Genomic DNA, 20,804 nt, shown 5'->3' with positions numbered 1-20,804 from the left:
GGCGGGCGGCCGGGTGCTCCGGTCAGCCGGGCCACACCCCGGTCGCCCGGTGGACGGCGGTCGCGCCGGCCCGGTCCACCGTCGCCTTCACGGCGGCGAACACGGCTCCCTGCAGCGTGGCCGCGATCAGGATCTCGCGCCAGGTGCGGTCGGGGTCCGTGGCGTCCGGGGCGTCGTCGTCGTGGCCGAGCTTCTTCCAGACCTGCTTGAACAGCGCGCCCGCGAGCGCGCCGCCGGCCGCTCCCAGGGCCATGCCGATCGGCTTGTAGGCGACTTTGGACGCCTTCATCGCGTGACCTCTCCTCGGATCGACGGCCTGATGTGTGCGCGGGCCGCGGGCGGCCCGCGCCGTCGGCGGCCGGGTACACCGGCCTCCTGAGCCCCGCGTACCCGGGGCGGCGACGCGCATTCCCCGCGCGGTCGCCGCCCGGGACCGGTGTCTCAGCCCTTCCGCTGGCCGTCGGGGTCCGCGGGACCGGTGTCGCCCATGGCCCGCCGGTCCTCGTCGCTCCACTTGCGGGTGTCCCGGGGCTCCACGTACGGCTCCTCCCGCGGCGGGTGGCCGGCGACGATGGCCCGCTCGCGGTCCATCTCCGCGTCGAACTGGAGGCCGAGCAGGATGGCGAGGTTGGTGATCCACAGCCAGACGAGGAAGACGATGACGCCGGCCAGCGTGCCGTAGGTCTTGTTGTAGGAGCCGAAGTTGGCGACGTAGAGGGCGAAGCCGGCGGATGCGATCAGCCAGATGAACAGCGCCAGCAGGCTTCCCAGCGTCACGAAACGGAAGCCGCGGCCCTTGGCGTTGGGCGCGGCCCAGTAGAGGATCGCCAGCATCAGCGCGACCAGCAGCACCAGCACCGGCCATTTCGCGATCGACCACACGGTCAGCGCGGTGTCACCGATCCCGAGCACGGAGCCCAGTTCGCGGGCCAGGCCCCCGGTGAAGACCGCCATCAGCGCGGTGGCGCAGGCCAGGACCATCAGCAGCAGGGTCAGGCCGACCCGCACGGGCAGCACCTTCCACATGGGCCTGCCCTCGGGCAGGTCGTAGACGGCGTTCGAGGTGCGGATGAACGCCGCCACGTAGCCGGACGCGGACCACAGCGCACCCAGCAGACCCACGACGGCCAGCACCGAACCGACCCCGGCGCTGCCCTGCAACTGCGTCACCGCGTCGGTCAGCACATCGCGCGCCGGCCCCGGCGCCAGCTTCTTGATGCTGTCGAGCAGGGACTCCGTGGCCGAGTCCCCGGCGATGCCCAGAAGGGAGAGCAGCACCAGCAGTGCGGGGAACAGCGACAGCACGGCGTAGTACGTCAGTGCCGCCGCCCGGTCGGTCAACTCGTCCCGCTGGAACTCCTGCACGGTGCGTTTGAGCACCGCGCGCCAGGACTTCTTGCCGAGGTCGGCGGGGGTGTCCGGCGTCTCGCCGTCCGCCCTCGCAGGGGACGCGCCGTCGCGTTGGGTCTGCTCTTGGGTCATGGACGACTGGTAACCCCCACCGGCCGCCCCATGCCTGAGCACCGGGGGAAGTTCCGTGTCCGGGCCCAGCGGGAGGTCCCGACGGCACCGGTTGACGCGCGCACCGCGCGCCCGTGGCCGGTCGTGCCGGGGCCGCGGCTTCGGCACGGGCAGTCCCCGGCCCCCAACGGCACGTCGGAGCGCGGAGGGTGGGCCGCACGCCCCACTTCGCCACGGTGCTCCGCACCTCCGCGACGCTGACCTTCACCGGCACCACGCCCGGCGACCGCGGCCCCGTCGCCGACGACGTCACGTTCCGCAGCCGCCTGCTCGTGCTCCGCCCGCCCACCGGCTCCCCCACGGGCCTCCGCACCCCGTGATCGCCCGACAGACCGTCAAGCCCCTGTGCGGATCCGCCTGCCCGGCGCGGGGACCGCCGACGCCACGGCGCCGGGGTCTCCCGGCCGGGCGCCGGGGACGTGCCGCTACCCGCCGGGCACGGGCTCGTGTGCCACGCTGGGCGGGCCGTCCACGCCGTGGCCGCACGCCCTGCCGGTCGCTCCGCCCCCGTCCGCCCGCCTGCATCCACGGACGGCACACGGCCCGAAACGACGCCGACGAGCACGGAACAGCACCGACGAGCACGACGCGACACGGCGCGGCGCGACACGGCAGAGCGGCAGCGGACTACCGGAGTGAGGCGTGGACGATCCCGGCACACAACTCCCTGCGACCGGTTCCACCGGCGCCACCCGTGGAACCGACCCCGGCCGGACCGCCGGACGGCGAACCGGGTGAGGCGCGGCGCGGACCGGCGCACCGCCGGATTCCCCGACATCGTCATCCTCGGCGGGGGAGCGGCGGGACTCGGCCTCGCCGACCGCCTGACGCGGGACGGCACCGCCGGCGTGACCGTGGTGGAGCCGCCGGACGGGCCCCTTCGGCCACCGGAGAGGACCTGGTGCTTCTGGGACGCCGACGCGGCCGACGTCGAACCGGTGGTCCAGGCGTCCTGGTCGCGCCTGCGGATCCACGCCCCCGACGGCGGAGCGACCACGGTGGACCCGCACCCCCTGCGCTACCGCATGCTCCGCTCCGCGTCGTTCGAACGGCTGGTGCACGCACGCCTCGCCGCGTCCCCCCGGGCGCACGTGCTGCGGGCCACCCCGGGCGCCGTGCGCCGCGCGGGCGACGGCGCCGACGTGCGGTGCTCGGCGGCGGACGGACGCGAACTGACCCTGCACGCACGCCTCGTGTTCGACTCGCGCCCCCTGCGGGAACCTCCCCCCGCCCGCACCGCACTGCTCCGGCACTTCTGCGGCTGGTTCGTGCGCACGGCGGCAGGCCGCTTCGACCCCGCCGTCGCCGACCTGATGGACTTCCGGGTGCCCCAGCCGTCCCGCGGTCTCGCCTTCGGCCACGTCCTGCCGCTGGCGTCCGACCGGGCCCTCGTGGAGTACACGCAGCTCTCCCGGGCCCCGCTGACCCCGGCGGCGTACGCGGCGGCGCTGAGCCACTACTGCCGCAAGATCCTCGGCCTGGGCGCCTTCACCGTCGACGCGTCGGAACACGGCGCCGTCCCGATGACCGACGCCCGCTTCCCGCGCCGGATCCAGCCCGGCGTCTTCCGGATCGGGACCGCCGGCGGTGCCCCCCGGCCGTCCACCGGTCACACCTTCGCGGCCGTGCGGCGCCAGACCCGGGTCATCGCCGACGCCCTGCGCGACGGACGCACCACCGTCCCGGCCCCGTACGGGCGGCGAGCCCCGGCCATGGACGCCGTACTGCTCCGGGCACTGGACACCGGACGGATCGACGGCCCCGCCTACGTCACCCACCTGTTCCGCACCACGCCCGCCGAGCGCATCCTGCGCTTCCTGGACGGCGGCACGTCGCTCCGGGAGGAGTGCGGGATCGGACTGCGCGGCCCCGTGCTGCCGATGCTCCGGACCGCCGCCGAACTCCCTCTCCTGCCACGCCGACCGCGTCCCGCCGACACCGCCGCCACCGAACCGGAGGAGATCCACCGATGACCCTGCTGCACGACCACGAGCTGGCCGGGGCCTTCGACCACGCGTCGCGGACCTACGACCGCCTCACCGCCCTCAACCCCGGATACCGTGCGGACCTCCTGCGCTCCGCACGCCGGCTGCGGCTGCCCGACGACGGCGCCGGGCTGCACATCCTCGATCTGGGGTGCGGCACCGGTGCCTCCACCCTGGCGCTGCTGCGGGCGGCGCCGCGTGCCCGGATCACCGGCGTGGACGCCTCGGAGGGCATGCTCCGGCGGGCACTCGGCAAACGGTGGCCCGAGCACGTCGACTTCCGCCACCTGCCCGCGGAGGAACTGACACCGCAGACCGCCGGACCGTTCGACGCGGTCTTCGCCGCCTACCTGTTCCGCAACCTCACCGAGCCGGACCGCGTCCTCGCGAACGTTCGCGCCCTGCTGCGTCCCGGTGGACGGCTGGCCGTGCACGAGTACAGCCTCAGCGGCTCGGCGGTCCACCGTGCCCTGTGGACCGCGGTGTGCCAGGGGGTGATCGTCCCCGCGGGCACGCTCGGCGGCGACCGGGCCCTCTACCGCCATCTGTGGCACAGCGTCCTCGACTTCGACACCGCCCCCGCGTTCACCCGCCGCCTGGCGCACGCCGGCTTCCGCGACGCGCGCGCGGTACCGGTCGCCGGATGGCAGACCGGCATCGTGCACACCTTCGTCGCCCGCAACGACCCGCACACGCCGAGCACACCGCCTCGCTGAGCACCCCGGCGCCGAGCCCTCCGGCCGGAGGGCTCGGCGCCGGGGCGCGTCCGTGCGCGTCCGTCGCCCCGCGCACCGGACCTTCTCCCGCCGGTGCGGGTGCGGACGGGCCGACCCCTGCCCGGGCGGCCCGGGTCGCCCCCCGGGGCTCACCCGTGCGGCCCAGCCCCCGCCGCCGCCCGGAGTTGCGGCCGGTCGCGGCACGCCATAGACAGGCTTGTGCCGTCCGGTGCCTCCGCCCGGCGCCGCCTGCCGCCGTGGCACCGGCCCCCGCGTGACTCCGGGCCTCCCCGTCCACCGGGTCATCTCGCGACCGACTCAAGGAGCACCCTCGTGACCCCGAAGAACGACGACCTCGCCTACACCGTCCCCGGCATGACCGGGGAGGACAGCAGCCGGATCATCGAGCTCCTCCAGATGCGCCTGCACTCCCTGAACGATCTGGCCCTCACCCTCAAGCACATCCACTGGAACGTGGTGGGGCCGCACTTCATCGCCGTGCACGAGATGATCGACCCGCAGGTCGACCAGGTCCGTGCCATGACCGACGACCTGGCCGAACGGATCTCCACCCTCGGGGGCGAACCGAACGGCACCCCCGGGGCGCTCGTCGACCAGCGCACGTGGAACGACTACTCGATCGGACGCGGGGAGGCCATCGCGCACCTCGGCGCCCTCGACATCGTCTACACCAACGTCATCACCGACCACCGCGAGGCCATGCAGGCGACCGAGACGTCCGACCCGGTCACCCAGGACATGCTGATCGAGCAGCTGCGGGGCCTGGAGCTCTTCCAGTGGTTCGTGCGGGCCCACCTGGAGTCCACCGGCGGCCTGAGCACCCGGGGCGCGACCACCGAGAGCGAGGCGGCCGACCGCGCCACCGACCAGGCCCGCCGGCAGCCCTGATCCACCGAAGCGGCGCCGGACACTCCCGCCACGGCCCCAGGGGCCGTGGCGGGAGTGTCCGGCCCACCGGGGAGCGTCGAACCGCCCTCCGCTGCCCTTGCGCGGCCAGGGGGCTCAGCGGTCGCGGCGGGTGGCGACGGCGTGCACGATGGCCGCCACGTCCGCGCGGTCGGCCGGTTCCGCGTCGACGGAGTTGTGGATGGACAGCCCCTCGACCAGCGCGTCGAGCGCCCTGGCGGTCAGCGGGTCGAAGTGCCTGGCCAGCGAGTTCCGGCTGGCCCGCATCCAGGCCCGCATCACCTCGCGCAGCTCGGGGTGGCGGGTGGCGAAGGCGTACAGCTCGTAACTGAGCAGCAGGTCGCGGTCGGTGCCCCACACCTTGCCGCAGATGATCTCGACGACGGCGGCCTCCGCCTCCTCGGGTGTGCGGGCCGCCTCCAGCAGGGCCCCGTAACGGCTGGAGACGGACTCGGCGAGCCTGCCGAACGCGGCGGTGAGCAGGTGCTCCATGTCGTCGAAGTAGTAGGTGAGCGAGCCGAGCGGCACGCCGGCGGCCTCGGCGATCCGGCGGAACGTCACCTTGATCGCCCCGTGCTCCGCGACGACGTCGAGCGCCGCGTCCAGGATGCGCTCACGCCGTCGCGGGTCGTTGGGGCCGCGGGTGCTGCCGCTCATCGCCGAGCCTGCCTCTCTTCACCGGCACCCCAAGGGTATGTACATTTGTGCATACTCGGCGGGTGCTCGTACCTGGTGTCTGCCGGACCATACGTCCGAAACCAGCGGAGCCCCCGTGACAGACCCCGCAGTGCGCCGACGCCGTCGGGCCCTCTACGTCTTCTTCTTCCTGAACGGCATCGCCATGTCGTCGTGGATCACGCGCACCCCGGACATCCGCGACGGACTCGGCGTGTCCATCGGGCAGATGGGGCTGATCCTCTTCGGCCTGTCCGTCGGCTCCATGGCGGGCATCCTGTGCTCGGGGCGCCTGGTGTCGCGATGCGGGACCAGGCCGGTCATCGCCGTCGGCACCGTTCTGATCATCGCCGGGGTGTTCGTCATGGCCGCGGGCAGCGCCGCTTCCTCCGCACCGCTGGTCGCGGCCGGGCTGGGCGTGTTCGGCGCGGGCATGGGCGGCGGGGAGGTCGCGGTCAACGTGGACGGTGCCGATGTCGAGCACATCACCGGCACCGCCGTGCTGCCCGCGCTGCACGGCTGCTTCAGCCTGGGCACGGTCGTGGGCGGGCTGCTCGGCATGGCCGCCACCGCCGGCGCGTTCCCCGCCCACTGGCACCTGTCCGCCGTCGGCGCCGTCGCGACGGCGATGATGGTCCACGCCCTGCGCGCGATCCCGGCCGGCACGGGCATCAGCTCCGGGGACCCGGGCGGCGCGGCCGCCGAGGGCGGGGCACCCGTGTGGAAGGACCGCAGGCTCCTGCTGATCGGCGCCATCGTGCTGGCCATGGCGCTCGCCGAGGGAGCCGCCAACGACTGGCTCCCCCTGCTCATGGTCGACGGCCACGGGCTCGACCCGGCGCTCGGTTCACTGGTCTTCGTCGGATTCGCGGCCGCCATGACCCTGGGACGTTTCAGCGGCTCGTTCTTCATCGCGCGCCACGGACGGGCGGCGGTCGTGCGCGCCAGCGCCGTGTCCGGCGCCGTCGGCCTGGTCCTGGTCGTCTTCTCCGACAACGCCGTCGTGGCCGCGGCGGCCGTCCTGTTCTGGGGGCTGGGGGCGTCGCTGGGCTTCCCCGTCGCCCTGTCGGCGGCGGGCGACTCCGGCCCCGGCAAGACCGCCCGGGTCGGGCTGGTGGCCACCATCGGCTACGTCGCCTTCCTGGTGGGACCTCCGGCCCTCGGGTTCCTCGGCGACCACTACGGCCTGCGCGCCGCGATGGCGGTGGTCCTGGTCTTCGTCGCCTCCGCGGTCCTCCTCGCCCCCGCCGCCGGCGCCCGCACCTCTGCGACGGCCGGCCCGGTCCTGCCCCGGCCGCCGGAGCCGACGGCCACCTCCGCGAAGCACCCCTCGGACACGGGAGACCACCGATGACCGTCGAGCCCGGAGCCATCGGCGTCCTGCTGCCCTGCGACCTTCCCGCGGCCGACATCGTCGCCTTCGCACAGGAGGCGGACGCCTACGGCTTCGACGAACTGTGGGTCGCCGAGGACCTCGGACACCGCGGAGGGCTCGCCCAGGCGGCCACCGTGCTCGCCTGCACCCCGCGCATCCGCGTCGGCGTCGGGCTGCTGCCCGCCGGCGCGCGCAACGTCGCGTTCACCGCGATGGAGGCGGCCACACTCGCCCAGCTGCACCCCGGCCGCGTCGACATCGCCGTCGGCCACGGCATGCCCGACTGGATGCGCGACGCGGGCGCCTGGCCGCGCAGCCCGCTCACGCTGCTGCGGGAATACATCCACGCGCTCAGGACACTCCTGTCGGGCGGCCGGGCCGACGCGGACGGCCGCTACGTCCGCCTCGACGGGGTGCGTCTGCACCCCTCGGCGGTGCCCGAACAGGTCCCCGACGTCTTCGCCGGGGTCCGCAGCCCCAAGTCGCTCGCCCTCTCCGGCGAGACGGCGGACGGGACCCTGCTCGCCGAGCCGGTCGCACCCCCGTACGTCCGCGAGGCCCTGCGCAGCATCGCGCCCCGGCGCCCGCACCGGCTCACCGCCTACAACGTCGCCGCGGTCGGCGACGACCCCCGCGCGGCCGTCGCCGCCGTGCGCCCGGCGCTCCAGGCACTGGGCGACGCCGACTGGAAACCGCACATCGTGCCGCTCGGATTCCACGAGGAACTCGCCGCGCTGCGCAGATCCTGTGCGGACGGCCGTGCGTTCGCGCAGGCGATGCCCGGGGAGTGGGTGAATCAGCTCGCTCTGGCGGGCACCGCCGTCCACGTCCGCGCCCGCATCGAGGAGCTCTTCGCCGCCGGTGTCACCAGTGCCGTGCTCATTCCGGCCGGTCCCGACCGCCGGGCCTCCCTCGCCGCCCTGGCCGGGGTGCTCTGAGCCCGGGTCAGGCAGGCGGCGGGGGCATCGCACCGCGCCCGATCCGGTACACCACCTGCCCGCGCAGCGGCCCTTCGGGCGCGGAGGGGTCGTCGAAGTCGGCGGCCGGATCCCGGACCATGCCGATCCGCCGCATCACGGCCTGCGAGCGGAGGTTGGCGGCCGTCGTCACAGCGAGGATCTCGGGCAGGTCCAGGGCGCCGAAGCCGTGGGCGAGCACCGCCCGGGCGGCCTCCGTGGCGTACCCCCGGCCCCAGGCGGGCCGGGCCAGGCGCCAGCCGATCTCCACCCCGGTGAACGGTGTGTCCTCGTCGACGTCGTCCAGGCCGGCGAACCCGATGAACTCGCCCGTGGAGCACACCTCGACCGCCCACCAGCCGTAGCCCCGCCGCTCGAAGTCCGCCCGGAAACGGGCCACCGAGGCATCGCTCTCCTCCCGGGTGAGGAGGTCGCCCAGATGCTCCCGCACCGCGGGATCGGCGTTCAGCGCCGCCCAGGGCGCGAGATCGGAGTCGCGCCAGTGGCGCAGGACGAGTCGTGAGGTGCGCAGTTCGGGCATGCCGCCCAGCCAACGCGAGCGCGTCCGCCGAGGGCAACGGCTTTTCCGCGCGGGCGGGCCCGGGGCCGCGGGCGTCCGTCCGCTCCCGGATCGGTGCCCGGGCGAGGCCGGGCGGACCGGTGCCGGCGGGGGAGCGTCCATGCGGGCGGGCCAGGTCGTGAGGAGGGTCTCCGGGGAGGCGGATTCCTCGGTGGTGAAAAGGTCCGGGAGGCGGCGCTCGTCGTGCACGGCGTCGGCGAACGCCGACCGTCCCGCAGATGTGCGGGCCGGCCCTCGATCTGCCGGGCGTCGTCCTCCGCCGCCCCTGCTCCCGCCCGTGGCGCCCGGCCCCGGTCCGCCGACGCCGTCGCGGCCCCTGCGTCAGGTGTGGTGCGGGGCGCGCGGAGGCGCCGGATGCCGCGGGCCGGCGCGCAGGATGCGGCCGACCATGACCCCGGCGACGCTCGCGGCGGGCACCGGCCCCCAGACGCGGGAGTCGGTGCTGACCTCGGGATTGTCGCCGAGCACGGCCAGGTGGCCGTCCGGGACGAACCCCGCGCCGGTGCCGGGCGGCAGGGGATCCCCGGGGCGCGCGGCGACGCGCTTGACGAGCAGACCACCGGGGCCCGCCCCGGGGATGCGGTCGGAACGCAGCACGACGACGTGCCCGCCGCGGGGGCGCCGGGCGGCGGCGCCGCGCAGCACCAGGATGCGGTCCCCGGGGGCGAGGGCCGGGTACATGCTGGCGCCGTGCACCGTGACGACGAGGAGGACCCGGCGGGCGGCGGCGAACAGCACGGCGAGGACCGCGACGGTGGACACGGCGACTGTGGCTGCGGTCATCGGCGCGCAGGTCCTTCGGCTCGGGGGCTCGGGGTTCGGGGCTCGGGCGTGACGCGTCGGTCCGGGCACGGGGTGTGCGCCGTCGGGCGGGGGGTGCGGGCGGGCCCGCACCGGTGGCGCTGCGGGAGCCGCGGCCGCGGGTCGGCCCTCGTGCGGCGCGGCGGCGGTCACGGCGTGGTGGCCCCGGCCGCGGCGGGGGGCTGCCGGCTGTCGACGACCGCGCCGGCGCCGTCGTCCGTGCCGCGCGGCGTGCCGGCACCGCCGGGCGCATCGCCGCCGCTCGGAACGGGCGTGACGGCCGAAGGCGGCCCGGCGGCCACCTCCACCCCGGTGATCGCCCCCGCCGGGGCGTACCCCGCCGACTGGAGGCGGAACAGGCGGGCGTACGTGCCGTCGCGGGCCATGAGCTCGTCGTGCGTGCCGCTCTCCGTGATGCGGCCGTCGCCGAGGACGACGATCCGGTCGGCGTCGCGGACGGTGCTGAGCCGGTGCGAGATGACCAGGACCGTCGCCCCGGCGCGCAGCGTGCGCAGACTGTCGTGGATCTCCTGCTCGGCCGCGGCGTCCAGACCGGAACTCGGCTCGTCGAGGATCATCAGGTCGGCGTCGCGGCGCATGAACGCCCGTGCCACGGCCACGCGCTGCCACTCGCCTCCGGAGAGCAGCTCGCCGACGGCCGCGCCCGCGGACCCGGCGGACGCGAAGATCCGGCTGAGCAGCGTGGCGTACCCCTGCCCGAGGCGGGAGAGCCGCGGATGGACTCCGGCCGCCTCGGCGGCGCCCGCCACCAGGTCCTCGCGCCCGATGTCCGCCACGCGGCCGATGCCGATGTTCTCGCCGGCCGTCAGGTCGTACCGCCCGTAGTCCTGGAACACCGCGGCGAGGCGCTCGCGGAGGTCGGCCGGATCGACGTCGCGCAGGTCCGTGCCGTCCCACAGGATCCGTCCGCGTGTGGGGTCGTAGAGCCGGCAGAGGAGCTTCACCAGGGTGCTCTTCCCGGTGCCGTTGACGCCGACGAGCGCGGTCACCTCGCCCGCGACGAGGCTCAGGTCGACGCCGCGCAGGATCCACGGCGACTCGGGCGTGTAGCGGAACCACACGTCGCGCAGCTCGATGCGTCCGGCGAGGTCCGGCACGGGGCGCGGCTCCGGGGCGAGCACCAGGTCCGGGGGGACGTCGCGCAGCGTGCGGAAGAAGGTGAAGGTGAGGGCCGCCTGGTAGGCCGTGGCGGCCGTGGCGGCGAGCTGCGCGACGCCCCGCTGGATTCCGGCCGTGGCGGTGACGAAGACGGACAGGTCGCCGACCGTCAGCTCGCCCCGGCCCGCCGCGCGCACCGCCCACAGCAGTCCGGCGGCGAAGACCGCCGCGCCGAGCAGCAGGTCGGGGACGCGCTCGCGCAGACTGCGCAGGTCGGTGCCGCGCTCGGCGCGCACGACGGTGCGCAGTTCGGCCGCCGCCCGGTCCGTGAAGTACCGCTGAAGGTTGAAGAGCCGGATCTCCTTCAGGGTGTCGGTGTCCGACAGGAGGCTGCCGTAGAACATCTCGCGGCGGCTGTTGCCCATCGTGTCGCGCAGCACCTCGGCGCGCCGCCGCCCGGCTGCCAGCTGGGTCCGCAGCGCGGGCACCGCCAGCAGCAGGGTGACCGCGCCGAGCACGGGGTTGATCACGAAGACGGTGACCAGGAAGCCGGCCAGCAGCACCGCGGCCTGGAGGCCGCTGACGACCGAACCGACCAGCAGGTCCGGGGCGTTGCCGGCGGCCTGCTGGGCGAGACGCAGCCGGTCCTGGAACGCGGGGTCCTCGAAGTGCCGCATGCCGGGCAGCCGGTTGACCCCGCTCAGCATCTCGTCCTGCACCCGCACGCGCAGCGCCCTGGTGCTCTCGCTGCGCAGGAACTCCGCGGCGGGGGTGGTGAGCGAGGTGCCGAGGGTCACCGCCACGAGCAGCAGCGCGACAGGCGTCAGCGGACCGCCGCCGGGTGCGGTGAGCCGGTCCAGCAGGCTGCTCACCAGCAGGGCCGCCGCGGTGGGGAGCAGGCCCGCGACGACGCTGACCGTCACGTAGGCGGCGACGACCGCCGGTCCGGCCCGCCAGGCCAGGGCGAAGGCGGCGGACGCGGAGCGCAGGGCCTCGGCGGTGCGGCGACGCCGGACGTCGCCCGGTGCGGTGTCCACGGCGGTGCTCAGACCGTCTGCGGGGCGGGCCGCGCGGCGGAACCGGAGAACAGGTCGGACGCCGACTCCCGGTTGGTGATCCGACCGTCCGCCCCGATCTCGACGTAGCTGGGCCAGCGCACGATCCCGAACGCCTCGGAGGCGAGGGCGATGCCGGGCCGCAGGGTCGGGTCGTTCTCGTCGTCGGCCTCGACCACGACGCGCGCGACGGGGGCCAGGAGTTCCGCGAGATCGTCGGCGACCTGGCCGGACCCCTTGATGACGGCGACGACGTGGTCACGTCCGCCGGGGACCGTGGCCGCGATCCGGGCGAACCCCGGGGCCTGTTCGCGGCACGGGCGGCAGGTGGTGGAGAAGAAGCCGACGGCCGCCGGGCCGGGGAGGCCCGCGTCCCCGAGGGGACCGTCCTGACGGGTCGTCACCTGGAAGGCCGGGGCGGGGGATCCGTCGGCCAGACGGTTCTCCGGGACGGTGACGGCCGGGTCCCCGGCCGGCCCGCCGTGACCGGCGTGCCCGCCGTCCGCGATGCGGCGGGCGAGCGCGAGGAGCAGGAGCAGGTTGAGCACGCCGACGACGGCGTTGACGCAGACGACGACGGTGGTGGTGACGGACAACGGTGCCTCACTTCCATGCGCGTGACGGTGACCGGACGGCCACGGGGCCGGCATGCGGTGGTGCCGGTGTTCTCGGACGGTGCGGTAGGCGGCGGGGTGCCCGCGCGGCGCGCGGTCGCCGGCCGCCGGGACGGCGCGGCCCGTGTCAGGAGGGGCGGGCGAAGAGGCCGGCGAGGGTGTCGGTGGAGATCAGCAGCGCGCCGGTGACGACCGCGACCAGCCCGGCGGCGAACGCGGCCGCCGGTTCGGGCGGCAGGGCGGCGCCGGCTCCCGCGGCCGCCGCGACGGCGCCGAGACCGCAGACCGCCAGGAGCACGCCGTTGCGCACCAGGTGCGCGCGCCCCACCGGTGTGCGGGAGGCGCCGAAGCAGGCGCACGAGACGTCGTCGTCCCTGCGGATCAGGACGACCAGCACCGCGGTGAAGGCCGCGATCAGCGCGGCGGCGCCGAGGAAGGCGGCGGCACCGGCCGGTCCCGGCAGCCAGACGAGCACGATCGCCGCCGTCTCGGCGGTGACCACGCCCACGGCCACCCTGCCCGCGTGGCGTCGCGGCACGATGTCCAGGTCCGCGACGGTCCGGTGGAGGCCACCGGGCGCCCGCAGCTTGCCGGTGACCGAGGCGAGCAGGGTCAGGGCCAGGGCGCACCGTGCGCCGAAGAGCAGGTATTCCATGTCCGTCGTCCTGTCCGTCCCTTGTGGCGGGGCCGGCCTCCGTGCGGGCCGGCGGTGCCGGGTCCCGGCGGCGGACGGAGCCGCCGCCGGGACCCGGTGGGGTGGCCGGTCCGTCAGCAGGCCCCGTAGACCACGGTGACCGTGCAGGTGGGCGCGGCGGCGCAGTTCCAGGAGCAGCAGAAGCGGGTGTACAGGTTCTCGCCCGAACACCAGCTGGAGCTGCCGGCCGGGCAGGCGCACGCGGCGGCCGCGGTCTCCTGCGGCAGGACCCGCGCGAGCGCGCGGCCGGCGAAGGCGGACAGACTCTTGACCATGAAGTTCCTCCGATGACGTGGAAGGACGGATACGGCGGTTCGGGAGCTCCCTTGATCGTGCGCGGGACAACGTAACGACGGCCCGCGGGAAACGTCTAGACCAATAGACGCCCCGGGGGGCGGCCGGGTGCGGCGGTTCGCCGGGACCGTCGCAGGTCGCGGTCGAAGCGCCGCAGGTCGGCGGGGCGGGTGCGCGAAATTGGTCTAGTCCACATGGTGATACGTTCGGCGCCGCCGGAGCCCCGGTGGCCGCACGCGTCCGGCCCGCCCGAGCCCCCGGCCGAACTCGTCCGTATCCGCCCGGAGTCGGCCCGGCCTGATCCGCGCCGGTGCGGGCATCCGCACACCATGACGAAGCTTCTGCGCAAGAGTGACGGCTCCGCCCCGGCGCCCGCCGTCGTGCGTGGTGCCCGGCGCACGGTCGCGGTCGTCGTGGCGGCGGTCCTGTGTCTGGCACTGGTGGTCACCCTGCTCATCGGGTTCAACCCGTTCGGCGGGCTGGGCGACCTGTTCGGCGAGCGGACCGAGGACCGGACCGGCCCCGTGCTGCTGAAGTCGGTCCGCGACCTCGACCGCTACGAGGGCGCGGCCGGCGACTTCCAGGTCGTGGTCGACCTGGAGAAGGACACCCGCTTCCTGCCGGACGCCATCAGGGGGACCCGCACCCTCTTCGTCGGCGCGGGCAGCGTCTCGGCCTACGTCGACTTCGGCTCCCTCCGGGAGGACAGCGTCCGGGTGAACGAGGACCGGACCGAGGCCACCGTCCGGCTGCCGCACGCCCGGCTGGGCTCGGCGTCCCTCGACCCGGACCGCTCGTACGCGGTCTCCAAGGAGCGGGGCCTGCTGGACCGGCTCGGCGACCTGTTCTCCGACAACCCGGCCGACGAGCGGGCGGTGCACCGTCTCGCCGCCGATCACATCGACAAGGCGGCCCGCCGGAGCGGCCTGACCGCCCGGGCGGAGAAGAACACCACGGCCATGCTGAAAGGGCTGCTGGGCTCGCTCGGCTTCCGCTCGGTGACGGTCGTCTACGGATGAACCGACGGGCCGGGGCCGGAGAACGTCTCTCCGGCCCCGGCCCGTGACGCGTCCGTCGCCCGTCAGGGCGCCTTGGCCTCCAGCTCGCGCGGCTCGGGTCCCGCCCGGTCCGCCGCGGCCGTCTCCCGCGGCGGCACCGGGGCGGTGGTGCTGCCGCCGGCCGGCGCGCTCCCGGACGGTGACGCGCCCGCCGCCGAATCGGTCCGCGACGGGTGGCGCTGCGCCGGGATGTGCGCCGCCGCGGTCTCCCGGTCCCACTGCCGGGTGACGCGCGTGTAGTCGTACATCACGGCCAGCGTGGCCAGGACGAGCAGCGGTCCGAACACCCACGGGTGCGCCGCCAGTTCCATGCTCAGGAAGCGGAACGCGAGGAGGAAGGCCACGAAGACCGCGCCGCCCCCGGCGACGAGCCGGACGGCACGCCGGTCCCAGCCGCGGTCGAGTGCGCGCAGCGCCGCTTCGATGGTGAGCGTGAAGACCACACCGGCGATGATGTCCGCGCCGTAGTGGTAGCCGAAGCCCAGGGTGGCGCCGAGTGTGGTGATCAGCCACAGCGTGCCCGCGTACCGCAGCGCCCGTGGCCCCTTGCGGGAGTGGATGAAGATGGCGGTCGCCCACGCCGTGTGCAGGCTGGGCATGCAGTTGCGCGGGGTGATGCCGTCGAACGGCATCGGCTGCGGAGCGACCACCGGCGGCGGTGTGTCGGGCCACAGGTGGGCCACCGCCCACTGCCCGCCCTCGGCGCCGTAGGCGTAGATGGGCCCGACCACCGGGAAGATCATGTACACGGCCGGCCCGAGCAGACCGATGACCAGGAACGTGCGCACCAGATGGTGGCCGGGGAAGCGCCGTTCGATCCCCGCGTTCCGCAGCTGGTACAGCGCGACGACGACCGCCGCGACGCCCAGCTGGACGTACACCCAGTCGAGCACATGGGCGCCGACCGGACCGGTGGCCCCGACGATCCGGCCCGCCAGCCACGACGGACTGCCCAGCGCGTGATCGGCGGCCGCCATGTACGGGTCGAGCACCATGGGCCGCGCCTTGGAGGTGATCAGCAGCCAGGTGTCCCCGGCCTTGCGGCCGGCCACCAGCAGCAGACCGAGGCCGACGGCCTTCAGCAGCAGCACACGCTCGTCCCCGGTGCGGCGGGTGACGGCGACGACCGCATGGGCCAGGAGCACCCACAACGCGCCGGTGCCCGCCATCATCGGGGCGTCGACGGCCCACCGCACCAGCCACAGGACGAGGTCGGCCGCGATCGCGGCGCCGAACGCGACGAACCGCCGGCGCCAGCTGAGCACCACCGTCGTCAACGCCAGGCCGGCGTAGAGCAACGGGCCCGATTTGGGGGCGAACAGCACCTCGCGCACCTGGTTGGAGATCGGCCCCCGCACGCCGTACCGGCGCGCGGCGATCTCCAGCGCGACGAGGAACGCGAGGGCGACCACGCCGAGCGCGGTCCACAGCAGGACCCGTGGACGGCGCCACACGGCGCGTGCGTCGCCGCCGCCTCTTCGCGAGAGAGCCCGCGAGACCTTAGATATCAATTTTTCAACCGATGTGAGGGAAATTCCGCCGAAATGACGAGGTGCTCTTCGCGAGCCCGAACATGTTATCGGAGCCCGCGGGTTCACCCGTTCCGGTCCCTCGGAGGCGGAGATCCCCCCGCACGCACGCGGGCACGACGATCGCCGCCCGCCCGGCGTCCGGGCACGGCGGCGATCTCTCCCCGCGACGCGTCAGCGCCGGCGGCCGGAGCGCCAGGAGGTGCCCACCCCCGACACGTGCAGCGCCAGGAGCATCAGCCCCAGCAGCATGATGTTCCCCGAGGAGAACACGTCGTTGGTGCCGAGATCGGCGGCGTTGATGAGGAAGGAGATGAAGAACAGAACGGCGGCGGCTATGCCCAGCATGGGACGACTCCTCTGTGCGCGGGGACGGTTCGCATCGGTGCATCGGTGCGTCTGCCCCGGGAAACCGCTCGCAGACCCGCCCGCTCCGTGTTGTGCCGTGTTCGCCGCACGGGCGTCGACCGGAACGGTGTGCGCGACCGCCGGGCCGGCCGCCCGCACAACGGTCACCCGCGCCCGGTCATCCGCACAACGGTCATCCGCACAACGGTCATCCGCGCCCGGTCATCCGCGCTCGGGGCTGCCGGCGACGCACCATCTCGGTGATCCACACGGGGGCGAACGGCGACGTGCAGCCCGGGGGAGTGGGGTAGTCCTCGAGCACCCGCAGGCGCTCCCCGATGTCGATGGCGCGTTCCCGGTACTCGGTGTGCTCGATCCCGATCTGGGCCAGGCAGTGGTTCATCGCCCACTGCAGACGGTCCGGGGCGTCCTTCATACGGGCTTCGACGATGTCCAGCAGGCCGGCGAGATCGAGGCCCGCGGGCTCTTTCGCCACGCGTTCCGTGGTGAGCGCCCAGCCCGCGCTCGCGACGACCGGGTCGGGGTCGGCGAACCAGGAGGTCCGCAGGTCCTCCGCGTGCGGGCTCTTCTTCACCACGTAGGCGACGAGCCAGTCCTGCACCTTGGGCGTGCGCGCCGAGCGGAGCATGGCGTCCAGTTCGTCACGGCCGAACGCCTTGGGGCGGCAGATCAGGACGGCCAGCAGCCGCGCCGCGGAGTCGTCCGTCTCCCAGAGCCGGCAGGCGAGGTCCTGCTGCGTCTTCAGCCTCTTCGCGAGCGCGCGCAGCTTCGTGAGGTTCACGCCGTGGTCGTCGCCGTGCCGCTCGTTCACCGCGCGTGCCCGGGCGTCCTCGAGTCCGGCCAGCTCGGCCAGCACGCCGGCCATCGCCGTCTCCGCCCCGGAATCCGTCCGGCCCACTGCGGTCTCCTGTCCTCGGGTTGCGCGAGCCAGCCTACGGCCGGCGGCGCCGGCCGGATCGCGGGCGCTCTCGCATGTGACGCGTACGCCTGGGCAGCTGTCGATCGAGCTTTCGTTCCCCACGGGCGGCCCGGTGCGGGGCCCGCCCCCGTCGAGAGGATGTGCGGATGGCCGACGAGCAGGCAGGCAGGGGCGGCGAGCAGGCGCGTTACCCGGACGTGGTGGAGCCGCTCCTGGACATGGAGCTGCGCATGCTGGTCAGGCTCGTCGACCAGGACGAGGAGAACCGGTCGCACTTCGGTGTGTCGCTGAACATCCCCGGTGGGGTGATCTACGGGCAGGTGATCAGCCGCGAGGCCTACGCGCAGGAGTGGGAGTCCTCGCTGCGCGACCTTCCCGGGGCGGGGGCGGAGTCGCTGGCCCGCATCCCGCGCCTGATCAACGAGGTCCTGCAGGAGCAGCGGGACGACCGGGACGCGGATCCGCTCCCGCGATGGGTGCATCTGCGGAACGCCACGTTCCTGACGGGTGCCACGACCCAGACGATGCACTACGAGCTGTGGCGCGGCCGGCTCGCCGACATCGTCGGCTGGTCGCTCTCCATCCCGTCCTGAGGGCCGGCGCCCGGGGCGTGCGCAGGTGCGCTCCCCTCCGCCGGCCGTCAGCTCGGGGCGGCCGGCCGCGAGGTGTCGACGGCCAGGGAGACCGCGAGGACGCCGAGCACCCCGCCCATCAGGTAGCGCTGCACCTTCAGCCACGAGGGGCGGCGGGCGAGGAAGCCCGCGATCGTGCCCGCGGCGAGCACGATGGCCAGGTTCACCGCGACGCTCACCACGATCTGGAACGAGCCGAGGACGAGGCCCTGGAGGAGGAGGTGCCCGTTGTCCAGCTCGATGAACTGGGGGATGAGGGAGAGGTACATGATGGCGATCTTCGGGTTGAGCAGGTTCGTCATCAGGCCCATCGTGAACAGCCTGCGCGGCGAGTCGCGCGACACCTCCTGCGGGTCGAAGACGGAGAGGCCGCCCGGCCTCAGGGCGTTCCACGCCAGGTAGGCGAGGTAGCCGGCGCCCGCGAGCTTCACCACGACGTACAGCTCGGGCACCGCGACGAACACGACCGACAGGCCCACGTTCGTCGCGACCAGGTACACCATGAAGCCCAGGGCCACGCCGCCGAGGGAGATCAGCCCGGCACGCCGCCCCTGGGTGATGCTGCGGGACACGAGATAGATCATGTTCGGCCCGGGGGTGAGCACCATGCCGAGTGCCACCAGCGTCACACCGAGGATTCCGCTCGCCTCAACCACCGGTCCTCCTCGTCCCCCGGCGCACCGCGCCGCTGTCGTCCCGGCGTGCCGCTTCGGCACCGTCCGTGTCCGCGGCCTCGGCGAGGTCGTGGGTGATGTCGTGGAGCAGGTGGCGGGTGAAGAAGTCGACGGTGAGCCGCGGGTCGGCCAGGCGGGGGTCCCCGCGCTCCCAGTCGTGGGCGGTGAACCCGGCCAGGCGCCGCGCCAGAGCCTCGGCCGCCCGGCCCAGGTCGTCCGCGACGTGCCGGGGCTGCTCGTCCCGGTGCTGATCGCCGGTGCCCGGGTGCGCCGTCGGCGCACCCGCCCGGCCGGTCACCCGGCCCGGTGCATGTGCCGGGACGCCCAGGATTGCATCGAGGCGGAAGTGGAACAGCAGGCACATGTCCCGGATGTGACGACCGCGCTCCAGGGGTGTCCAGGCGGGCAGTCCCGTACGGCGGTGGCCGAGCGACGGGTCGCGCAGGACGCGCTGCCACCGTGCCGTGAACTCCCGCAGCGTGTCGGCGGCTTCGTCCCTTCCCATCGAGCGGGACGTGAAGCCGCAGTGGCGGCAGTCGGCCGGCGGGGGAGTGCGGCCGAGCGGTGACGGGCTGCTGTGCGCCGGCATGACGTCCACGGACCCCAGGACCCCTCCGTCGGATGCGAGTGCAATGCTGGGAGCGTAGGCGAGGGCATTTCTCGATGCAACTGACATATTGCACTCGGTGCAATGATGTGGTGGGATGAACGCCCGCCGCCGGACGAGGAGGACGCGCGTGGCCAGGGACTACCGGAGCGTCGCGGACGCGGTGGCCGAGGAGATCGCGTCGGGCGCCCTCCGGCCGGGCGACCGGCTCCCCCCGCAGCGCGCGTTCGCGCGCCAGCGCGGCATCGCCGGTTCCACCGCCGCACGGGTCTACCGGGAACTGGCCCGCCGCGGTCTGACGGTGGGCGAGGTGGGGCGCGGCACGTTCGTGCGGGCGGCTTCCCCGGAGCCCGGCGCCCGCCCCGCGCTCACGGAGCCGGCCGCGGGCCGGATCGACCTGGAGCTCAACTACCCGGCCGTGCCCGGGCAGAGTGCGCTGCTCGCGGCGGGGCTCGAGGGGATGCTGGGCGCCGACGTCCTCGGACACGCCCTCGGGCCGGCCGGCGCGTCCGGCCCGAGGGGCCTGCGCGAGTCCGCCGCCGGCATCCTCGCCTGCGGCGGCTGGCGGCCGGACCCCGCGCGGATCCTCTTCGCCGGCAACGGGCGCCAGGCCCTCTCGGCCGTCGTCACCGCCCTCGTCCCGCCCGGCGGACGCCTGGGCGTGGAGGAACTGACGTACCCCGTGGTCAAAGCCGTCGCCGCACGGCTCGGCATCACCCTCGTCCCGCTCGCCATGGACGACGACGGACTGATCCCGCAGGCGGTGGAGGAGGCCCACGCCGCGGCCCCGCTGCACGCCGTCTACGTGCAGCCGAGACTCCACAACCCGCTCTCGCTGACGATGCCCGGACCCCGAGTCGAGCACCTGGCCGACGTCCTGCACCGGAGCGGGCTCCTCGCGGTCGAGGACGCCGTCTGGGCTTTCCTGCGCGACGAACTGCCGCCGCTCGCCGCCCTCGCCCCCGAGCGGACCGTCCTGATCGACAGCCTGTCCAAGCGCGTCGCCCCCGGTCTCACCCTCGGCTTCGTGGTGGCGCCCGACGCCCTGGCGGGTGAGATCTCCGGCGCCCTGCGATCGGGGGGCTGGGCCCCCATGCGCTTCGCCCTGGAGGCCGCCCATCGCTGGCAGCGCGACGGTGCCGTCGGGAAGCTGGTGGCCGCCAAGCAGCAGGAGGCCGCGGTGCGCCAGGAGATCGCGGACCGGCACCTCGCCGGCTTCGACGTGCGGAGCCATCCGCGCTCCTACCACTGCTGGTGGCGGCTGCCCCGTCCGTGGCGAGCGGACCCGTTCGTCGCCGCCGCCGCGCGCCACGGTGTCGGCGTCGTCCCCGCGGCCGCTTTCTCCGCCGGCGGACACGCCCCCAACGCCATCCGCGTGGGCCTCGCCTCCCCGCGGCCGGACGTCCTCTCCCAGGCGCTCACCACGCTCGCCGCGCTCGCCCGCTCCGCCCCGGACGACCTCGTCACCGACTGACGTCCGCGCCGCGGGGCGGACGGGGTGCCGGCTCGTCCGCGGCCCGCCGCAGGGTTTCGTCCGCCCGCGGGCGGACGAAACCCTGCGGCGGGCCGGCGCGGCGCGGGCGTCCGGGGGCCCTGCCCGCATCGCCGTCGGCGCATGGCCCCACCTGCGGCGACGGCGATGCGGGCAGGGCCCCCGGACGCCCGCGCCGCGCCGGCCCGCCGCAGGGTTTCGTCCGCCCGCGG

23 protein-coding genes are annotated in these 20,804 nt (G+C 74.7%); 9 read left to right on the top strand and 14 right to left on the bottom strand.

Annotated features, from left to right (window positions below; all coding sequences use genetic code 11):
• Positions 1–22: 22 nt before the first annotated feature.
• Together EAO77_RS21035 and EAO77_RS21030 are read right to left on the bottom strand one after the other, a co-directional pair.
• On the bottom strand, positions 23–289 hold the full coding sequence (locus EAO77_RS21035; protein ID WP_147989840.1) for a DUF4235 domain-containing protein: 267 nt from the start codon (positions 287–289) through the stop codon (positions 23–25).
• Between the two features lie 152 nt (positions 290–441).
• On the bottom strand, positions 442–1,482 hold the full coding sequence (locus tag EAO77_RS21030) for a YihY/virulence factor BrkB family protein (protein WP_147989839.1): 1,041 nt from the start codon (positions 1,480–1,482) through the stop codon (positions 442–444).
• Between the two features lie 188 nt (positions 1,483–1,670).
• Here EAO77_RS21030 and EAO77_RS38755 point away from each other — a divergent pair, with 188 nt between their 5' ends.
• The 4 genes from EAO77_RS38755 to EAO77_RS21015 all read left to right on the top strand — a co-directional run bounded on the left by EAO77_RS38755 (position 1,671) and on the right by EAO77_RS21015 (position 5,131).
• On the top strand, positions 1,671–1,841 hold the full coding sequence (locus tag EAO77_RS38755; protein ID WP_187283339.1) for a hypothetical protein: 171 nt from the start codon (positions 1,671–1,673) through the stop codon (positions 1,839–1,841).
• 414 nt (positions 1,842–2,255) lie between these two features.
• Entirely contained in the window at positions 2,256–3,494 is a 1,239-nt protein-coding gene (locus EAO77_RS21025) for a lycopene cyclase family protein (RefSeq protein WP_261994071.1), read from the top strand.
• A complete protein-coding gene (locus EAO77_RS21020) occupies positions 3,491–4,222 on the top strand; it encodes a methyltransferase domain-containing protein (protein WP_147989838.1) in 732 nt (243 codons plus the stop codon). Before EAO77_RS21025 ends, EAO77_RS21020 begins: the two co-directional genes overlap by 4 nt.
• Positions 4,223–4,597: 375 nt before the next feature.
• On the top strand, positions 4,598–5,131 hold the full coding sequence (locus tag EAO77_RS21015) for a Dps family protein (RefSeq protein WP_147989893.1): 534 nt from the start codon (positions 4,598–4,600) through the stop codon (positions 5,129–5,131).
• 114 nt (positions 5,132–5,245) lie between these two features.
• On the opposite strand, the gene EAO77_RS21010 is transcribed toward EAO77_RS21015, so the two are convergent.
• Positions 5,246–5,806, bottom strand: a complete 561-nt coding sequence (locus EAO77_RS21010) for a TetR/AcrR family transcriptional regulator (RefSeq protein WP_147989837.1) — start codon at positions 5,804–5,806, stop codon at positions 5,246–5,248.
• Positions 5,807–5,921: 115 nt separating this feature from the next.
• Here EAO77_RS21010 and EAO77_RS21005 point away from each other — a divergent pair, with 115 nt between their 5' ends.
• Both EAO77_RS21005 and EAO77_RS21000 read left to right on the top strand, forming a co-directional pair.
• A complete protein-coding gene (locus EAO77_RS21005; protein ID WP_147989836.1) occupies positions 5,922–7,178 on the top strand; it encodes an MFS transporter in 1,257 nt (418 codons plus the stop codon).
• Positions 7,175–8,137 (top strand): LLM class flavin-dependent oxidoreductase, encoded by a 963-nt coding sequence (locus EAO77_RS21000; protein ID WP_147989835.1) that lies wholly within the window; start codon positions 7,175–7,177, stop codon positions 8,135–8,137. The genes EAO77_RS21005 and EAO77_RS21000 overlap by 4 nt, the downstream gene beginning before the upstream one ends.
• A 7-nt stretch (positions 8,138–8,144) precedes the next feature.
• Here the strand turns inward: EAO77_RS21000 and EAO77_RS20995 are convergent, their stop codons facing one another.
• From EAO77_RS20995 to EAO77_RS20970, 6 genes are all read right to left on the bottom strand, one after another.
• On the bottom strand, positions 8,145–8,696 hold the full coding sequence (locus EAO77_RS20995; protein ID WP_147989834.1) for a GNAT family N-acetyltransferase: 552 nt from the start codon (positions 8,694–8,696) through the stop codon (positions 8,145–8,147).
• A 360-nt stretch (positions 8,697–9,056) separates the two neighbouring features.
• Positions 9,057–9,518 (bottom strand): S26 family signal peptidase, encoded by a 462-nt coding sequence (locus EAO77_RS20990; RefSeq protein ID WP_147989833.1) that lies wholly within the window; start codon positions 9,516–9,518, stop codon positions 9,057–9,059.
• A 167-nt stretch (positions 9,519–9,685) separates the two neighbouring features.
• Complete coding sequence (locus tag EAO77_RS20985; protein ID WP_261994070.1) at positions 9,686–11,692, bottom strand: ABC transporter ATP-binding protein; 2,007 nt, start codon at positions 11,690–11,692, stop codon at positions 9,686–9,688.
• Positions 11,693–11,700: 8 nt separating this feature from the next.
• Positions 11,701–12,306, bottom strand: a complete 606-nt coding sequence (locus EAO77_RS40210; RefSeq protein WP_261994069.1) for a TlpA family protein disulfide reductase — start codon at positions 12,304–12,306, stop codon at positions 11,701–11,703.
• 145 nt (positions 12,307–12,451) lie between these two features.
• On the bottom strand, positions 12,452–12,979 hold the full coding sequence (locus EAO77_RS20975) for a MauE/DoxX family redox-associated membrane protein (protein WP_147989832.1): 528 nt from the start codon (positions 12,977–12,979) through the stop codon (positions 12,452–12,454).
• A 113-nt stretch (positions 12,980–13,092) separates the two neighbouring features.
• Positions 13,093–13,293, bottom strand: coding sequence for a hypothetical protein (locus EAO77_RS20970; RefSeq protein WP_147989831.1), 201 nt, complete (start codon positions 13,291–13,293; stop codon positions 13,093–13,095).
• A gap of 348 nt (positions 13,294–13,641) precedes the next feature.
• Between EAO77_RS20970 and EAO77_RS20965 the strand changes: the two genes are divergently transcribed.
• Positions 13,642–14,331, top strand: a complete 690-nt coding sequence (locus tag EAO77_RS20965) for a DUF4230 domain-containing protein (RefSeq protein WP_147989830.1) — start codon at positions 13,642–13,644, stop codon at positions 14,329–14,331.
• Between the two features lie 62 nt (positions 14,332–14,393).
• Here EAO77_RS20965 and EAO77_RS20960 read toward each other — a convergent pair whose 3' ends face one another.
• From EAO77_RS20960 to EAO77_RS20955, 3 genes are all read right to left on the bottom strand, one after another.
• Complete coding sequence (locus tag EAO77_RS20960; RefSeq protein WP_261994068.1) at positions 14,394–15,824, bottom strand: phosphatase PAP2 family protein; 1,431 nt, start codon at positions 15,822–15,824, stop codon at positions 14,394–14,396.
• Between the two features lie 249 nt (positions 15,825–16,073).
• A complete protein-coding gene (locus EAO77_RS38750; RefSeq protein ID WP_187283338.1) occupies positions 16,074–16,247 on the bottom strand; it encodes a hypothetical protein in 174 nt (57 codons plus the stop codon).
• A 208-nt stretch (positions 16,248–16,455) separates the two neighbouring features.
• Positions 16,456–17,133 carry a DNA alkylation repair protein gene (locus tag EAO77_RS20955; RefSeq protein WP_147989890.1) on the bottom strand — a complete coding sequence of 226 codons (678 nt, stop codon included), beginning with the start codon at positions 17,131–17,133 and terminating at the stop codon, positions 16,456–16,458.
• A gap of 200 nt (positions 17,134–17,333) precedes the next feature.
• On the opposite strand from EAO77_RS20955, the gene EAO77_RS20950 reads away from it, so the two are divergent.
• Positions 17,334–17,780, top strand: coding sequence for a hypothetical protein (locus EAO77_RS20950; protein WP_147989828.1), 447 nt, complete (start codon positions 17,334–17,336; stop codon positions 17,778–17,780).
• A gap of 47 nt (positions 17,781–17,827) precedes the next feature.
• Here EAO77_RS20950 and EAO77_RS20945 read toward each other — a convergent pair whose 3' ends face one another.
• Entirely contained in the window at positions 17,828–18,475 is a 648-nt protein-coding gene (locus tag EAO77_RS20945) for a LysE family translocator (RefSeq protein WP_147989827.1), read from the bottom strand.
• The gene (locus EAO77_RS20940; protein WP_147989826.1) at positions 18,468–18,998 is read right to left on the bottom strand and encodes a hypothetical protein; all 531 of its coding nucleotides are present in this window, start codon (positions 18,996–18,998) and stop codon (positions 18,468–18,470) included. The genes EAO77_RS20945 and EAO77_RS20940 overlap by 8 nt, the downstream gene beginning before the upstream one ends.
• Positions 18,999–19,197: 199 nt before the next feature.
• On the opposite strand from EAO77_RS20940, the gene EAO77_RS20935 reads away from it, so the two are divergent.
• Positions 19,198–20,574 (top strand): PLP-dependent aminotransferase family protein, encoded by a 1,377-nt coding sequence (locus EAO77_RS20935; protein ID WP_147989825.1) that lies wholly within the window; start codon positions 19,198–19,200, stop codon positions 20,572–20,574.
• Positions 20,575–20,804 lie beyond the last annotated feature (230 nt).

The sequence above is a fragment of the Streptomyces sp. T39 genome, from assembly GCF_008042045.1.
Classification (GTDB): domain Bacteria; phylum Actinomycetota; class Actinomycetes; order Streptomycetales; family Streptomycetaceae; genus Streptomyces.
The sequence above is the reverse complement of the archived record's forward strand: the minus strand, read 5'-3'. Positions and strand labels throughout refer to the sequence as shown.

What these genes read in the sequence shown, in the direction of transcription:
- EAO77_RS38750 (WP_187283338.1), bottom strand. Translation starts at nt 16,247, where the DNA reads ATGCTGGGCATAGCCGCCGCCGTTCTGTTCTTCATCTCCTTCCTCATC.
- EAO77_RS21030 (WP_147989839.1), bottom strand. Translation starts at nt 1,482, where the DNA reads ATGACCCAAGAGCAGACCCAACGCGACGGCGCGTCCCCTGCGAGGGCG.
- EAO77_RS21035 (WP_147989840.1), bottom strand. Translation starts at nt 289, where the DNA reads ATGAAGGCGTCCAAAGTCGCCTACAAGCCGATCGGCATGGCCCTGGGA.
- EAO77_RS20965 (WP_147989830.1), top strand. Translation starts at nt 13,642, where the DNA reads ATGACGAAGCTTCTGCGCAAGAGTGACGGCTCCGCCCCGGCGCCCGCC.
- EAO77_RS20935 (WP_147989825.1), top strand. Translation starts at nt 19,198, where the DNA reads ATGAACGCCCGCCGCCGGACGAGGAGGACGCGCGTGGCCAGGGACTAC.
- EAO77_RS20940 (WP_147989826.1), bottom strand. Translation starts at nt 18,998, where the DNA reads ATGGGAAGGGACGAAGCCGCCGACACGCTGCGGGAGTTCACGGCACGG.
- EAO77_RS20975 (WP_147989832.1), bottom strand. Translation starts at nt 12,979, where the DNA reads ATGGAATACCTGCTCTTCGGCGCACGGTGCGCCCTGGCCCTGACCCTG.
- EAO77_RS20970 (WP_147989831.1), bottom strand. Translation starts at nt 13,293, where the DNA reads ATGGTCAAGAGTCTGTCCGCCTTCGCCGGCCGCGCGCTCGCGCGGGTC.
- EAO77_RS21010 (WP_147989837.1), bottom strand. Translation starts at nt 5,806, where the DNA reads ATGAGCGGCAGCACCCGCGGCCCCAACGACCCGCGACGGCGTGAGCGC.
- EAO77_RS20950 (WP_147989828.1), top strand. Translation starts at nt 17,334, where the DNA reads ATGGCCGACGAGCAGGCAGGCAGGGGCGGCGAGCAGGCGCGTTACCCG.
- EAO77_RS21020 (WP_147989838.1), top strand. Translation starts at nt 3,491, where the DNA reads ATGACCCTGCTGCACGACCACGAGCTGGCCGGGGCCTTCGACCACGCG.
- EAO77_RS20995 (WP_147989834.1), bottom strand. Translation starts at nt 8,696, where the DNA reads ATGCCCGAACTGCGCACCTCACGACTCGTCCTGCGCCACTGGCGCGAC.
- EAO77_RS21000 (WP_147989835.1), top strand. Translation starts at nt 7,175, where the DNA reads ATGACCGTCGAGCCCGGAGCCATCGGCGTCCTGCTGCCCTGCGACCTT.
- EAO77_RS20955 (WP_147989890.1), bottom strand. Translation starts at nt 17,133, where the DNA reads ATGGCCGGCGTGCTGGCCGAGCTGGCCGGACTCGAGGACGCCCGGGCA.
- EAO77_RS20990 (WP_147989833.1), bottom strand. Translation starts at nt 9,518, where the DNA reads ATGACCGCAGCCACAGTCGCCGTGTCCACCGTCGCGGTCCTCGCCGTG.
- EAO77_RS21015 (WP_147989893.1), top strand. Translation starts at nt 4,598, where the DNA reads ATGACCGGGGAGGACAGCAGCCGGATCATCGAGCTCCTCCAGATGCGC.